This is a genomic window from Candidatus Neomarinimicrobiota bacterium (genome assembly GCA_016784545.1).
Taxonomy (GTDB): Bacteria; Fidelibacterota; UBA8477; order UBA8477; family JABMPR01; genus JABMPR01.
Window position 1 is genome coordinate 16,163 of sequence record JADHUM010000055.1, and the last position, 15,216, is coordinate 31,378.

Annotated in this window: 10 protein-coding genes; 6 read left to right on the forward strand and 4 right to left on the reverse strand. The window is 46.5% G+C overall.

Features of this window, described 5'->3' with window-relative positions; translation table 11 throughout:
* Window positions 1-7: 7 nt before the first annotated feature.
* Window positions 8-2,191, reverse strand: coding sequence for a Na-K-Cl cotransporter (locus tag ISR87_12345; GenBank protein MBL7026232.1), 2,184 nt, complete (start codon window positions 2,189-2,191; stop codon window positions 8-10).
* Window positions 2,192-2,357: 166 nt separating this feature from the next.
* Between ISR87_12345 and ISR87_12350 the strand changes: the two genes are divergently transcribed.
* A complete protein-coding gene (locus ISR87_12350) occupies window positions 2,358-4,679 on the forward strand; it encodes a TonB-dependent receptor (GenBank protein ID MBL7026233.1) in 2,322 nt (773 codons plus the stop codon).
* Window positions 4,680-4,863: 184 nt separating this feature from the next.
* Here ISR87_12350 and metH read toward each other — a convergent pair whose 3' ends face one another.
* Entirely contained in the window at window positions 4,864-8,223 is a 3,360-nt protein-coding gene (metH, locus tag ISR87_12355) for a methionine synthase (GenBank protein ID MBL7026234.1), read from the reverse strand.
* Between the two features lie 165 nt (window positions 8,224-8,388).
* Between metH and lptC the strand changes: the two genes are divergently transcribed.
* Genes lptC through rpoN form a run of 3 tightly spaced genes read left to right on the forward strand, consistent with a single transcriptional unit; the run spans window position 8,389 to window position 11,028 of the window.
* The gene (lptC, locus tag ISR87_12360; protein MBL7026235.1) at window positions 8,389-8,934 is read left to right on the forward strand and encodes an LPS export ABC transporter periplasmic protein LptC; all 546 of its coding nucleotides are present in this window, start codon (window positions 8,389-8,391) and stop codon (window positions 8,932-8,934) included.
* Window positions 8,927-9,661, forward strand: coding sequence for an LPS export ABC transporter ATP-binding protein (gene lptB, locus ISR87_12365; protein MBL7026236.1), 735 nt, complete (start codon window positions 8,927-8,929; stop codon window positions 9,659-9,661). Before lptC ends, lptB begins: the two co-directional genes overlap by 8 nt.
* Before the next feature lie 5 nt (window positions 9,662-9,666).
* Complete coding sequence (rpoN, locus tag ISR87_12370) at window positions 9,667-11,028, forward strand: RNA polymerase factor sigma-54 (protein MBL7026237.1); 1,362 nt, start codon at window positions 9,667-9,669, stop codon at window positions 11,026-11,028.
* Between the two features lie 158 nt (window positions 11,029-11,186).
* Here the strand turns inward: rpoN and ISR87_12375 are convergent, their stop codons facing one another.
* Both ISR87_12375 and ISR87_12380 read right to left on the reverse strand, forming a co-directional pair.
* On the reverse strand, window positions 11,187-11,966 hold the full coding sequence (locus ISR87_12375; protein MBL7026238.1) for an ABC transporter permease: 780 nt from the start codon (window positions 11,964-11,966) through the stop codon (window positions 11,187-11,189).
* A complete protein-coding gene (locus tag ISR87_12380) occupies window positions 11,963-12,895 on the reverse strand; it encodes an ATP-binding cassette domain-containing protein (GenBank protein MBL7026239.1) in 933 nt (310 codons plus the stop codon). The genes ISR87_12375 and ISR87_12380 overlap by 4 nt, the downstream gene beginning before the upstream one ends.
* A 189-nt stretch (window positions 12,896-13,084) precedes the next feature.
* On the opposite strand from ISR87_12380, the gene ISR87_12385 reads away from it, so the two are divergent.
* Window positions 13,085-13,375 (forward strand): helix-turn-helix domain-containing protein, encoded by a 291-nt coding sequence (locus tag ISR87_12385; GenBank protein MBL7026240.1) that lies wholly within the window; start codon window positions 13,085-13,087, stop codon window positions 13,373-13,375.
* A gap of 135 nt (window positions 13,376-13,510) precedes the next feature.
* A complete protein-coding gene (locus ISR87_12390) occupies window positions 13,511-14,839 on the forward strand; it encodes a TrpB-like pyridoxal phosphate-dependent enzyme (protein MBL7026241.1) in 1,329 nt (442 codons plus the stop codon).
* Window positions 14,840-15,216: the final 377 nt, after the last annotated feature.

Genomic DNA, 15,216 nt, shown 5'->3' on the forward strand with positions numbered 1-15,216 from the left:
TTAAATGCTACACGACCATGCTTTCTACACCACTGTCCTTGACAAAAAGGCATGAGGTGTTTACTGCTTCAGCCAGCGTGTGCATGCTATCCCCATCCAATTCGTTAGATATTCCGAATACGTTTAAATCTGCGTGGGGTGCAGATGATAAAACCCCCTTAAAATTACCGACCAGGACAACAGCTTCTGTAGATCCTGGCAACCGGGCCCGATCAAAAAGTCTTTCCTGGGCAGCCTTTGCCAGTTCTCCATCTTCCTCACTATCCACTACAGTAACAAATCTGAGTTGTCCATTCCAATTACGGTTCAGTTGAATCGCCATGAGGATAGCCAAATCTTTATTGGGGCTGGAACGCCGGAGCCAAATATTGATGGTTTCCCTATTTCCCAGGGCATTTTTTGGGTGTTGTGAATAGATGGCAATACCCATTGATTCCCTGACTGCCACCGCGATCATATCTTCGAGACGTGCATCCTTGGAACGATCATCACTCATACTTAAAAACATGATATTTGGGGGGAAATACATGCTTCTCATGACCTGAACGGTGATGCTGATACCCTCGAGAAAATGTTGGCATTCGATGAGTGAGGTTGTGACCAGCAAATCTTCAGCCTTAAGTGGCTCTGCCAGCAGAACCAATGCCTCCTCCTGGGCATTATGCTCCTCAGAATCCACAATGACTTCGGGACCCTTTCTGAAAAGCTTGTTGCTAAAAGTACGGATAATGCTATTCACACTTTCGGTAGAAATTTTTACTGAGAATAAACGTAGTGTACCTGATGGGAAGACGATATCTCTTAGAAATGCCATCCGAATTTTCCATGCGATTGGGTCTTCCACAGGTACCATGATATTTGGTTTCCAGGTTTTGGGATGGCTTTTCAATTTTTCAGATTGTCGAGCGGACCATTCAGCCATTGCCATAAACATACCGGAGCGTACATCACCCCAGGGTGCCTGCAAACCGCGTTTTACTTGTACCAGGTAAGCAATAATAATTAGCAGCCAGGCCACTGCAGCAAATACGGGGTTGACCATGAACATGACCACCAGGGCCCATAAAAAACCAATAATTGGGATACTGATATGGACTCTGAAAAGGGGTCTGAAAGAAGGAATCCCAATGCCGAGTTGGAGGGCTACAGCAAGATTGATGGTGGCATAGGTAATCAGGAAGAACATGGTAAGCAGGGGGGCAATGGTGTTGAGATCACCCAGCAGCAGACTTGTGAGAATGGCAATGGCTGTAAAAATAATTGAATAAACAGGTTCGCCTTTTGAGCTCCTTTTGGCGAAAAACCGAAAGAAGGGAATCACCTTATCCGATCCCATGGCCATCAATGTACGGGGCGCACCCACCACCGAGCCCAGGGCTGATGAAAGGGTGGCACCCAACACTCCTGCTGCCAGGGCGAGTTTCCACCGGGAAATGTCCATCATAATATTGTTGTTGGAAATCAAGGCGCTGGATTCTGCCAGATGGTCGAGGTAGTAGGCAGCAGCTCCATAAATGAGAAACGAAACAGCTATGGCAGATAGCATACCAATGGGCAGAGATTTCTTTGAGTCCTTCAGATCTCCGGACATGGCTGCACCAGCCTCAATTCCAGTTACTGCTGGGAAAAAAATCGCGAATACAGCCCAGAATGGAGCCTGTGGAAAATCACCCCAGACAACGATATGCGGCGTTGATTCCCCCGTGGCGGCGAAGAATGATACCAGGGAAACGCCAATGATAAACATGATAATATACTGGGTACGCATGGCAAACTGGGCGCCTAACAAACTTATTCCCAGCACCAGGAAAAGTACAGATATCCCAATTACTATGGGGTCGTGACTTGGAAAAAGTGCAATCCAGGCTTCAGTAAAACCTGATATGTACATGGCACCACCCAGTGTCTGGGACAGATACAGGGGAACTCCTACGGCGCTACCGGCTTCGAGGCCAAGGGACCTGGAAATGAGAGCATAGGAACCACCAGCACCTACTCGTGTATTGGTAGCAATTGCAGCAATTGACAGACCCGTTGTTACTGTAATCATTTTTGCCAGTATAATAATTACCAGCGCTCCACCAAATCCGGCATTGCCTACAACCCAACCCAGGCGCAGATACATGATGACACCAAGAATGGTCAGAATTGTGGGGGTAAAGACACCAGCAAATGTCCCTAATTTTTTCATTTATTCAATCCTCTATAGGAAATAATTGAAGTTAAGTTCAGAATTATCACGGCATCATATTAAATGTAGAATTGAAAAAAACTTACTAAATATTCCATTGATAATGGGCTTGTGTGTACCAAATTTTCCCACCGTGAAAAATGCATTCCCAATCCTGCAGCTCTTCTTGTTGCTTTTATCCTATTCCAATGTGTTATCTGGGGCTACCGGGACAGTAACTGGCAGCATCAGGGACTCAAAAACGCAAGCCGCCCTGCCTGGTGTCAATGTGGTCATTGATGGAACCCGTCTTGGTGCCGCCGCCGATCATGCAGGATATTTTGTTATCAGGGATGTTCCTGTGGGAGAATATCGTCTCCATATTCGCATGGTGGGATATAAGGCTAAAATTCTAAGACAGGTTGTTGTCGCCGCTGATCTGGAGACAGATTTGCAGATCGAACTCGAATCTGTTTCCATTGAAATGGGTGCCGTGACGGTGACTCGAGGCAAACGTGAGGGCGCTGAGGAACGTCTCAATCCCAGCCAGAGGGAATTAAAACCCCGCGAAATCATGACCCTGGCTGGTGGGGGTGAGGATATTTTTCGTGGGATTACCACCATGCCCGGTGTCATTGCCCGCTCAGATGCCTCAGCCCAATTTTATGTCCGAGGGGGAACGCCAGATCAGAACTTGATCATTGTAGATGATGTTCCTGTCTTTAACCCATACCGACTCAAGGCCCTGGGTGGTCCCATCAGTATGTTTAACCCTGATGTGGTTGAATATGTCGAGCTATTACCAGGAGGTTTTTCAGCCCAATATGGTGATAAGCTTTCCTCGGTTCTCATAGCTCGAAATAGAGAGGGTAGTCGCTTTGAAAACCTGGGGAAGGCAAGTATGAGTCTCATTGATGTGCGTGCTCTGGCTGAGGGTCCCCTGCCTGGCTCAGGTGAAGAGGGCTCATGGCTGTTATCTGGTCGTCGCACCTACTATGATGTCCTCCTGGATAGAATGGCAGATGTCCCAACGGGTACGGTTTTCCCAAATTTCAAGGACATCCAGGGTAAGCTTGTCTATGATCTTTCCCCTGAGCAGAAGATCCGCGTAAACTTTTCTGATTCCCGGGAGGAGATGATTTTGACTGAGCTTGAAATCAGTGGGGAAGGAGAAGACCTCGATATTTTTGCAGATGAAGATTTCTTCTCATTGAGCAACAATATTGATAGTCGTCTCACCAGTGTGGGCTGGATGAATGCCTTTAGTGATGTCTCACTATCCAACCTGACCCTATCCCGTTTTAATGATACCTGGACCATGAATCTGAAAGCCGGAGATTACCACTATTCACCTGTCATCGATATGCGAAAAATGGAGATTAGAGAAGATCTTACGCATATTCTAACTCCCCGGCATACACTGAAATCAGGCATAACCGTCTCTGATCTTATCACCGATATTGGTATCTCAATGACCATGGATTCGAGTGCCTATTATGAGCAAAATCCTGAGGATCGCCGCATGGATGATGGGGCCATACTGGATCGGGATATTCGACTTCAGAATGCCAGTTCCATGAGTGGTATGTATATTCAGGATCAGTGGATTGTGGTTCCACCAGTTCTCACTATCCTAACTGGATTTAGAGCTGACTATTCTACCTACACCCAGGAATGGGTCTATAGCCCCCGGTTATCTGCAACTTATAATTTGAATTACCAGACCTCCCTCCATATGGGGTGGGGTCATTATTACCAGGCTCCCAATTTTGTGTCACTTTTTGAACGTTTTGAGAGATCCATTGAGTGGAATTTGTTTGAGACCATTAATCTGGGTACAGAGAAGTCCCAGCATAGTCTTTTTGGTATCGAATATCGTCCTTCTGAGAAATATGTGACCAAGCTTGAAGGCTATTACAAGGATCTGAAAAACCTGGTGGTTCAACGCGACTCTACCTATAATTTCATCCCCGACAATTCTGGGGAAGGGTTTGCATATGGTGGTGAATTATTCCTCCAGAAGCGAGAAATGCCCAACACCCGTTTGTCCGGATGGCTTAGCTACTCATATAGTGTTTCCAAGGAAAAAGGGGAGCAGCCCTACTACTATTATCGTGATTTTGATCAACGTCATACCTTTTCACTGGTGGGTCGATATAATCTCTTCAATAACATGTATCTGGATATCCAATATAGCTATGGTAGTGGTTTCCCCTGGACACCAGCCAGATACGATAGCCAGGGACAAGTGCTGGTGGATGCTGAGGGCGAGGTGCGTTTTGAAGAGAAAAATACAGCGAGGTATCCGGTCTATGAGCGACTGGACCTGCGCATGTCCATGCGTGGGGACTTATTTAGGGATACCAAAATTGAGTGGTATCTGGAACTGATCAATGCTCTGGACCACAAGAATATATACGAATACTATTGGTCTGATGACTATGAGACACGCTTCACTTCTTATATGCTGCCACTCCTGCCTTTTTTTGGGGCGAGGGTTAGTTTTTGAGTTGATGAGTTTAATGAGTTAAATGAGGTTGCTGAGTTCGATGAGGGAGATGCGTTTTGATTTGTTGTAATGGATTTCGTCATCCCGAGCGGAGTCGAGGGAAGAGATATCTCGTTGTCAGCACGTATCTCTCGACTCCGCTCGAGATGACGGTTTAAACGAGCTAGTAAAACGGGTATTTTGATTAAACAGAGAAGTATTTCGCCTTGGGATGATGCACCACAATAGCCGAGGTACTCTGCTCTGGAACAATTTGATATTCTTCAGTAAGGGTTATCCCTTCTGATTCAGCATCCAGCAATTCGAAAATGAGCTCCTGATCTTTCAGCTCGGGACAGGCGGGATACCCAAAGGAATAACGACTTCCCTGATATTTTTGCCTGAAGAGTTCTTTGGCCAATTCACCATCGTCCCCGGAGATACCAAGTTCCTGACGAACCTGTTTGTGCCAGTACTCTGCCAGAGCCTCTGCTGTCTCAACGGCAAATCCATGAAAGTACAGGTAATCCGTATAGGCATTATCATGATACAATTTTTGAGCATACTCAGTAGCTTTTGCGCCCACTGTCACCAGTTGGAAAGCCAGTACATCTCGCTTGCCTGAGTCCACACTGGCATAATAATCTGGTATGGATCTACCTGGTGCTGCACTCTGTCTGGGGAAGTCAATAAAGTGCCGGGGCTCTTTATCTTCAGGATTCGCATATATCCAGAGTCTGTTTCCCTCTGACTGACAGGCGTAATAGCCATAGATGACTTTTGGGGAAAGCAGCTTCTCTGCAACGACCTGCTCCGACAGTTTTTCAAAAGTGGGGAAGATGGTTTCCTGTTCCAGTCTTGCATATTCCTCAGCGCTTACCTTGCCCCGTTTGAATCCCCACTGCCCACGAAACAGGGCGGACTGATTAATGTAGGGAAAGATGGTCTCAAGATTCACATCTTCCACTGCTCTGCGTCCCCAAAAAGGTGGCTCAGGGATTCGTTCAGCCGGTTTTAGAATTTCAATTTCTTTTACGACGGCCTTCCTGGTCTTGCTCTTTTTCACCGTCTGGGCTACTGCGAGATCCTGCTCCAGGTTGCCCGCTTCAATCTGCTGCATGAACTTTAATCCATCAAAGGCATCACGGGCATAAGCCAGCGAGCCGGCATAGACTTTTCGCAGATCCTGTTCCACGTAAGCACGCGTCAGGGCCGCTCCGCCCAGGATAATGGGAGGTGTAACCCCATGCTCCGTGAGGACTTCAAGATTGTCCTTCATAATGATGGTGGACTTCACCAGGAGCCCACTCATCCCAATGGCATCGGCTGCTTCGTCCTGAAAACTTTTTAGCATGGCTTCTACAGATACTTTGATCCCCAGATTCACCACATTAAAGCCATTGTTGCTGAGTATGATATCTACCAGGTTCTTGCCAATGTCGTGGACATCACCCTTCACAGTCGCCAGGATGATCTTGCCCTTGGATGAGGCATCCGTTTTTTCCATAAAGGGTTCCAGATAGCTCACGGCTGCCTTCATGGTTTCGGCCGATTGGAGCACAAAGGGTAGTTGCATCTTTCCTGCGCCAAAAAGCTCACCGACTTCCTTCATGCCATCTAGTAGAATCTTATTAACGATATCCAGAGCTGAATATTCCTTCAGGCCAGCTTCCAGGTCTGCCTCGAGCCCGGATCGATTTCCATCTATGATACGAGCTGCCAGCCGCTCTTTTAATGGCAGGGTCGAGAGATCTACTTTGTTCTTGGCCGCAGCAACCAGGTCGGTGTTCAATTCCAATAAACTCACGAGGGGATCGTAATCACCCTCTCGATTATCCAGAATGAGGTCTTCACAGACCTTTCGATCGCTCTCTTTGATCTTGAAGTATGGTTGAATGCGACCAGCATGAAGAATGGCGGCATCAAGACCTGCTTCGATGGCCATATTCAAGAACACAGAGTTTAATAAATGGCGTGTGGCTGGTTTAAGACCAAAAGAAACATTGGAAACCCCCAGGCTTGTAAATGCTTGAGGAAAGGCTTTTTTGATGAGTCGAATACCATCCAGGGTGGCTATGGCAGATTTACGAAATTCTTCATCCCCTGAAGCCAATGTGAATGTGAGGGGATCAAAAAAGAGATCACTCTCTCGGAGTCCATGTTTGGTAACTGCTAAATCATAAATACGTTGAGCGACTTCAAGTTTTTTTTCAGCAGTTTTGGCCATACCATCTTCATCGATGGTGAGACATACCAGACCTGCACCAAATTCGCGACAAAGTGCAATGACTTCCTCGGCTTTGGCATCGCCGTCTTCCAGGTTAATTGAATTCACGATTGCGCGACCTGTGATGCGTTCCAGGGCTGTGCGTATGGTTGAAACTTCAGTTGAATCAATCATGATGGGTATGGAGATCTGACTATTAAGACGATTGATATATTCATCCATATCCCCAGCTTCATCGCGACCTACATAAGCCACGCAGACGTCAAGTATATGGGCACCTTCTGCGACTTGATCACGAGCCATGTTCACCATGCCATCCAGATCTCCTGCCAGGAGCAATTCCCGGAATTTCTTCGACCCATTGGCATTTGTGCGCTCTCCAATGATCAGGGGAGCAGGCTCTTGTTTAAATGTGGATACCGAATAGAGGGAAGTAGCGCCTGCAGTAAAGCTAGGTTCACGTTTGGCAGGGTTTAGACGGCCTGCTTGCTCCGCCACTGCCTTTAAATGTTCAGATGTGGTTCCGCAACAGCCACCGACGACACTGACACCCATACCTGTAATAAAGTGGCTGAGGTCATGAGCAAGCTCTGGCGCAGTGAGATCATAGACCATCTCACCATCAATATTGTGAGGCAGACCAGCATTGGGTATGACTGAAATGGGAAAATGAGAATGAGCAGAAAGGGTATGAAGATGTTCGCTCATAGCTTTTGGACCCGTTCCGCAGTTCAACCCTATGATATCCAGGGGATAGGGCTCCAGGGTAGTGAGGGCTCCCAGCATATCTGTACCCAACAGCATGGTTCCCATGGTTTCCATGGTAACTGAGGCCATAACAGGGAGATCGATGTGCTTTTCTCTCAGTATATGAAATACCGCATTCAAGGCAGCTTTCGCCTGTAATGGATCTTGAACCGTTTCTACCTGGAGGACATGGACACCTCCATCTATGAGACCGGCAGCCTGTTCCCGATAAGCCTGATATAATTCTTGATAGGAGATGTGTCCCAGTGAGGGAAGTCGAGTCCCTGGTCCCATGGACCCTGATACATATCGGGGATGGGCAGGGGTTGAAAACTGGTCAGCCACAGAGCGAGCGAGCTGAGCTGCCTTTAAATTTATTTCATAAACTTTATCAGATAATTCATAGTCACCCAGGACGACATGGGTGCCGCCAAAGGTATTGGTCTCAATGACATCACAACCCACATCTAAAAAACCTGCATGAATAGACTGAATTGCTTCTGGTTTGGACAATACGAGCAGTTCGTTACAGCCTTCTTTACCCCAGAAATCTTCACTGGTGAGATTCAGGCGCTGGATGCTGGTCCCCATAGCTCCATCAAAAACAAGGACTTTATCAGCGAGGCTTTGACGAAAGTTTTTCAAGCTACTTCTCCTATTGGTGCATTTTTTGCATCCAATCTAAGACTATGCCAAAATAATCGATTTGCCAGCTTTTTTCCTGACTTTGTTTCAAGACATGTTTACATTGAGTCCATGATGTACAGAATCACAATGTTGGTTTTTACCGGCATTCTTTTGTTTACCTGTGACCCCGTCGGGCAGTCATTGAGTGATGAGAAGGTGCCTGAAAGCCGTATCCCCAGCCAGGAGAGCTGGAATCCCGTCATCAGGATCAATTCCGTGGGTAAGGAAAATGTCCAGGCCCGGGCAGATTATTCGGCACACTATGATGATCCCCGTGAAATTCTATTCCTCGGGAAGGTCAGATTGGATTTTTTTGATCTGGAGGGTGAGCATAGCTCGATCATGACAGCGGATACTGGCAGAATTGATGATGCTAGGCATCTGTTTACAGCAAGGGGCAATGTGTTTGTGGAATCGGATTCAGGGATGACCCTCGCCACCAGCATCCTCTACTGGCATGAAAATAATGAATTGATTTATACGGATAAACCCATCATCCTCACCACGCTGACAGATACTCTCTATGGTGTTGGATTTGAATCTGATGCCAATTTACAAAACTGGACGATCAAGCAACCTACTGGTGTGACCTATCGAGAGTTCGGCAATGACTGAAACCACCCTGAGCGGTAGGAATCTATTCAAACAATATGGCAAGCGCACTGTGGTGAGCGATGCCTCAGTAGAAGTGAAAACTGGCGAAGTCGTGGGTTTACTGGGTCCCAATGGAGCAGGAAAAACCACAACCTTTTATATGGTCACGGGAATGATCAGGCCAAATTCGGGGTCCGTTTTTCTCGGTGATGAAGACATTACCCGATCAGCCATGTATAAACGTGCCCGTGCTGGTATCGGTTATTTACCCCAGGAAGCCAGCATCTTCAGAAAGCTTAGTGTTGAGGATAATTTGAGGCTGGTCTGTGAAACCCTGGACATTGACAAGCAGGCCCAGGAGGAGAAACTTGAATATCTTCTGGATGAGTTAACCATTGGCCATGTTCGCAAAAACAAGGGTCACCAATTGAGTGGTGGGGAGAGGCGACGCACGGAAATCGCCAGGGCTCTGGTAACCGACCCGAATTTTATCTTATTGGATGAACCATTTGCCGGTGTTGACCCCATAGCAGTCGAAGATATTCAACAGATTGTTCTGGCGTTAAAAAACAAGGGCATAGGTGTTTTAATCACCGATCACAATGTACACGAGACGCTGTCTATTACTGATCGCAGCTATTTGCTGTTTCAGGGTAAAATATTATTATCAGGTAATGCTGAATTTCTGGCAAATGATGAACAGGCCAGAAAACTCTATCTCGGAAGCAATTTCAAACTGGATCGATAAGAACTGTGGAACTATCACAAAATCTTGAGCTAAAACAAACCCTAACGCCGCAGCAGATTCTGCTGTCGACTTTGCTGCAATTGCCATCCATGGCCTTGGAGCTGAGGATTAAGACTGAGCTTGAGATTAATCCTCTGCTGGAGTTGCAGGAGGATGTTGAGGAACTTGATAATCCTGAAGAAGAGGCTGATACTGAAGAGCCTGACATCGATCTTGAAGATTATTTCTCCAATGATGGTTACGAAGCCAAAGAATATTATGATAAAAGTGCAGAAGAGATAGAAATTCAAAATCCCTATCTGCCCAGCCTGTCTGAGGATCTCCTGGAGCAAATTGCAACCCTGCTTATTTCAGAAGATGAAAGAGCCATTCTGGAGGAGATGATTTGGAGTATCGACGAAAGAGGCTATCTCAATATTGAGCTGGAAGTTCTGGCCGATAAATTCGAAGTTGATCTTCACTTGATCGAGCGGTTACACCGGCAACTCATGCAGCTTGAACCCCTGGGGATTGGGGCCAGGACGCTGAGAGAATGTTTGCTGGTTCAAGTGAAAAAGATGCATCCCGACACCCCGGCACATTACATCATTCGTGACTATTTTGATGAATTCGCCAATAAACGCTTTGAGAGAATACTGCGAAAACTGCACCTTTCCAAAGTTGATCTGAGGGAAGCGGAGGAGATGATCTCACATCTCAATCCAAAGCCTGGTGATGGTTATCTGGATCCCAAAACCAACTATGTGACTCCAGATTTTTACATTCGTGAACAGGATGGGGAATTTATTGTCACATTAAATGATTCTTTTATCCCTGAGCTGCGTATTTCCGGCAGTTACAAAAACATGTTGTCCAACCAGAAAAAACTTGATACTGATACGAAACTCTTTTTAAAGAAGAAGGTCGAATCTGCCAAGTGGTTTATCAACTCCATCCAGATGCGTCGTATTACCATGTTGAAGGTGATCAATGCCATCATTGAACGCCAAAAGGGGTTCTTTTTGAGGGGTGCAGATTATTTAAAGCCCATGGTCCTGAGAGATATTGCCGAAGATATCAGTATGGATATTTCCACTATCAGTCGTGTCACCAGTGGAAAATATGCCCAGACTGATTGGGGTACCTTTGAACTGCGATATTTTTTCAGTGAGGGTATCGAAGCCGAAGATGGGGAAAATATTTCAACCAGACGCATTAAAGAGCGTTTGCGGGTTATCATTGAAGAAGAGGATAAGTCCCATCCTATTTCTGATGAGGCTATTTCCAAAGTTTTACAAAAGGATGGTTTCCCCATTGCCCGTCGCACTGTGGCAAAATACCGGGAACAACTCAATATTCCTGTTGCCCGGCTTCGCCGAGAAATATAATTCTGTACAAATCGGGTGTTTTCAATTAAACCGGTAATTTCATTCTTTATTATATATTGCTACGCCGTGGCAGGCCCGGCTTCGCCGAGAAATATGAACATTTCATGCTTCCAAGCGAGGATTCGAATCCTCGCCTGGTTGACCCCAAAACCCATTATTCAGTTATATAACCTTTTATGAATGGCTCGGAGCACTACCATGGTGTTCAGGATGGTGACTCCGATGATCCAGGCGAGATGCTCAAGTAATTCAATGCTCCACACCTGATTAAAAATTCCTCGGCTTAATTCAACACCATGAAAAAGGGGGGTAAACCAGGCAATGAGTTGTATTGCCTGGGGTAATTGATTCATGGGGAAGAAAATTCCCGAGAATAAAAAGAGGGGTGTGAGAAAGAGGGTGAAGAAGTAGTTAAATAGTTCGATTTCCTTGATCATTGAGGTGAACAGAAGTCCGATGGTGGCGAACATGAACCCTATGATAAAGATCAAAGGAAAAATAAACAGGATACCCCAGTGCAGTCCCATTCCAAACAAAAAGAGGATGGACAAAAAAGCACCACCATAAATGGTTCCCCTCGTCGCCCCCCAGAATAATTCTCCCAGTGCCAGATCCTTGGGATTGACAGGTGTGGAGAGTATGCCATCATAGATTCGATCAAAATTCATTTTTACAAAAACGTTGTAGGTGGTCTCAAGTGTCGCACCCCACATGATGCTGGAAATCAGAAGTCCAGGGGCAATAAAGTTGATGTAGGGAAGACCTTCCATTTCGGTGATATATGCACCCAGACCCAGACCCATGCCCAGGAGATAGAGGAAGGGCTCAAAAAAGTTGGGCAGGATATTCAATTTCCAGGTTCTCTTATAAACCGTGGCATTTCTCTGCCAGACTCGGAGCGCCGCAAATATTCTGACTTTGGGAGCTTTGATTCTCAATCTATGAGTTCCCTCCCAGTCAATTTGAGGAAGACATCCTCCAGGGAGGAACGTCTACTCAGGAGTGTCTTCACTGGGATATCCATATCCTGAATATGGGCATGCAGGGGTATTGCATCTGCGGTGTAGAGTAGCAGACGATCGGAGAGAGCTTCATGGAAATCAATCTGGTCAGATACTGCTGCCAAAATCTGTTGGCGTGCTTTTTCATCACCGCGAATCTCAACTACGTAGGGAGAAACTTCTGATTTAATCAAGTCCCAGGGTGATGCTTCAGTTATGATATGACCCCGATCCATGACGGCTATTTGGTCACAAAGTTGTTCGGCTTCATCCATGTAATGGGTGGTGAGCAGGAGGGTGACCCCCTGTTCTATCAATTCATGACATTTGGCCCAGACATGATGCCTGGCCTGAGGGTCTAATCCTGTTGATAGTTCATCTAGGATGAGTATGCTGGGTTTGTTGATCAGTGCTCTGGCAATTTGGAGGCGACGTTTCATACCACCACTCAAGTTGCGGACATTCTCCTTGCGCTTTTCTTCCAATTGGAAAAATTCAATGAGCTCATCAGCCCTTCGGACAGCCTGTTCACGGGTCAGGTCATAATAGCGGGCATACACCAGCAGATTGTTGATCACATTTAAATCGTAGTCCAGGCTATCATCCTGGGTAACCACACCAATGCCTCTTTTAACCACGCTCATATTTTCCATGACATTCTCACCATTTACCATAAGTGACCCTGAAGTAAGAGGAGTCACGCAATAAATCATTCTCATGACAGTGGTTTTACCGGCACCATTTGGTCCCAGAAATCCGTAACAGGTACCTCTCTGAATCTCAAAATTGACCTCATTGACAGCGTTAAGGCTGCCATACTCCTTGGCAAGATTTCGGGCAATGATAATGGGAGATGGTTTTTCCATGAATCAACTTAAACGAAAATTTTGAAGACAGAAGGTAGAAGACAGGAGACAGGAAGGAGGAAGGAGGAAGGAGGAAGGAGGAAGGAGGAAGGAGGAAGGAGTAAGTAGGAGGTAGGAATGGTGAGGAAATGCAACTTGTTGGAGGAAAAGACTTGCATAAGGCATTAAATGTTCTAATGTATCAGTGCAATGAAACATGAATTTAACCATACTGAGCTGGCACACATCCTTACCTCCCTCACAGATGAAAAGCAGATGGGTAAATTGCTTCAGGCATTTCTCACACCCCAAGAACTGGAAGACCTGGTCCTGAGATGGGAGATTATCAAGCTGCTCCACAAAGGTTTACCCCAAAGAGAAATTGCCAAAGAGCTTGGTGTGGCTATTGGTACCGTGTCCAGGGGAGCCCGTGAATTGAAGTATGGTCACCATGGTTTCATGCAACTGCTTAAATCCTTAGAAGAGAAAGATGACCAATGATATTCTCTTCAAAGCCTTCGAGACACACATTATGGTGGACCTGGCATAGTTGCCGGGTTGCCTTTCGTTAAAAAATAATACTAGAAAAGAACCCGAGGAGTAACCGTGAAGAAGATTTTTCTTTCAGAAAACGACATGCCGAAAACCTGGTATAATATTGCCGCAGATTTGACTACAGCCCCCTTGCCTCCATTGCACCCTGGAACTCTGCAACCCCTGGGGCCAGACGATCTTGCGCCCCTGTTTCCCATGGCTCTCATTGAACAGGAAATGAGCATGGAGCGGGAAATAGCTATTCCTGAACCCGTCATGGAGGGATTGAGGATGTACAGACCATCACCCCTTATCAGGGCCACTGGTCTGGAGGCAGCGCTGAAAACGCCAGCGAAAATTTATTTTAAATATGAAGGAGTTAGCCCCGCTGGTAGTCACAAACCCAATACAGCAATTCCACAGGCTTACTATAATAAGCAAGAAGGGGTGGAGCGGATTGCCACTGAAACAGGCGCCGGTCAATGGGGCAGCTCAATGGCACTGGCGGGTCAGATGTTTGGACTTGAGGTAAAAGTCTATATGGTGAAAGTCAGTTATACCCAGAAACCCTACCGCCGGTCCATGATGGAGACCTGGGGTGCGAAAATTGTCGCCAGCCCAAGCATGGATACACAGTTCGGCCGAAAAATTCTCGCTGACGACCCGGATAATACGGGATCACTGGGTATTGCCATCTCGGAAGCTGTGGAGGACGCAGCCACTAAGGCCAACACAAAATACGCCCTGGGCTCAGTGTTGAATCATGTTCTGTTGCATCAAACCGTAATTGGTCTTGAAGCAAAGAAGCAGATGGACATTGCAGGAGATAAACCAGATATCATCATTGGCTGTGTTGGAGGAGGAAGTAATTTTGCCGGGTTGGCATTTCCTTACCTGCGGGATAAGATCAATGGAGCCGATATTGATTTCAGAGCCATTGAACCTACTGCTTGCCCAACCCTTACCAGGGGAAGTTTCACCTATGATTTTGGAGATATGGCACAGATGACCCCCCTGGTATCCATGCATACACTGGGTCACACCTTTATGCCTCCTGGAATCCACGCAGGAGGATTACGCTATCATGGGATGGCGCCCCTGCTCTCCCATGTGGTCAGGGAAGGTCTGGTAGATGCATATGCTTACCACCAAGTGGAGGTTTTTGATGCTGCAGCTCTATTTGCCAAAACAGAAGGGATAATCCCTGCGCCTGAATCCGCACACGCCATTAAGGGAGCTATAGATGCTGCCATAGAGGCTCGTGAAGCCGGCCAGGAAAAAACCATCCTCTTTAATCTCAGTGGACATGGACATTTTGACATGTCAGCATATGATGCATATTTCGCAGGAAAATTGACTGACTATCGTCCCACAGATGAAGATTTAGCAAAAGGCTTTGCTTCGACGGAAGGTCTTCCAAAAGCAGATTGATATTATCATGCCCCGGTGATTTGAAGATCGAATTGCCGGGTCCTCCTTGGTTAACGGAACCCCTGGCCATCCTCTGGGTCAGGGGTTTTTATTTTTCTGCCTTCCACAAGTAGCTTGCAGTGGAGGACAGTTCGGCCACCTCTATCGGGACCCACATCATTTGTCATTACGAGGAGCTTGCGACGAAGTAATCTCCGAATTCTTGGGTAGCGGATGGACCGAGATCGCCGCGTCCTATCGGACTCGCGAAGACAATATATGAAAAAGCAGCGCCCTCCCTGGTTAATTTTGGTTTGCCAACGTTAATCAGCCAGAGAAGGAGGCGCTGCATCATGAAATATATAGGGATGGATGCTCACAGCAAAAACAGTTATTTC

Coding starts and splice junctions, on each gene's coding strand:
- ISR87_12390 (MBL7026241.1), top strand. CDS start 13,511: ATGCCGAAAACCTGGTATAATATTGCCGCAGATTTGACTACAGCCCCC.
- ISR87_12380 (MBL7026239.1), bottom strand. CDS start 12,895: ATGGAAAAACCATCTCCCATTATCATTGCCCGAAATCTTGCCAAGGAG.
- lptC (MBL7026235.1), top strand. CDS start 8,389: ATGATGTACAGAATCACAATGTTGGTTTTTACCGGCATTCTTTTGTTT.
- ISR87_12385 (MBL7026240.1), top strand. CDS start 13,085: ATGAAACATGAATTTAACCATACTGAGCTGGCACACATCCTTACCTCC.
- metH (MBL7026234.1), bottom strand. CDS start 8,223: ATGGGGACCAGCATCCAGCGCCTGAATCTCACCAGTGAAGATTTCTGG.
- ISR87_12345 (MBL7026232.1), bottom strand. CDS start 2,191: ATGAAAAAATTAGGGACATTTGCTGGTGTCTTTACCCCCACAATTCTG.
- lptB (MBL7026236.1), top strand. CDS start 8,927: ATGACTGAAACCACCCTGAGCGGTAGGAATCTATTCAAACAATATGGC.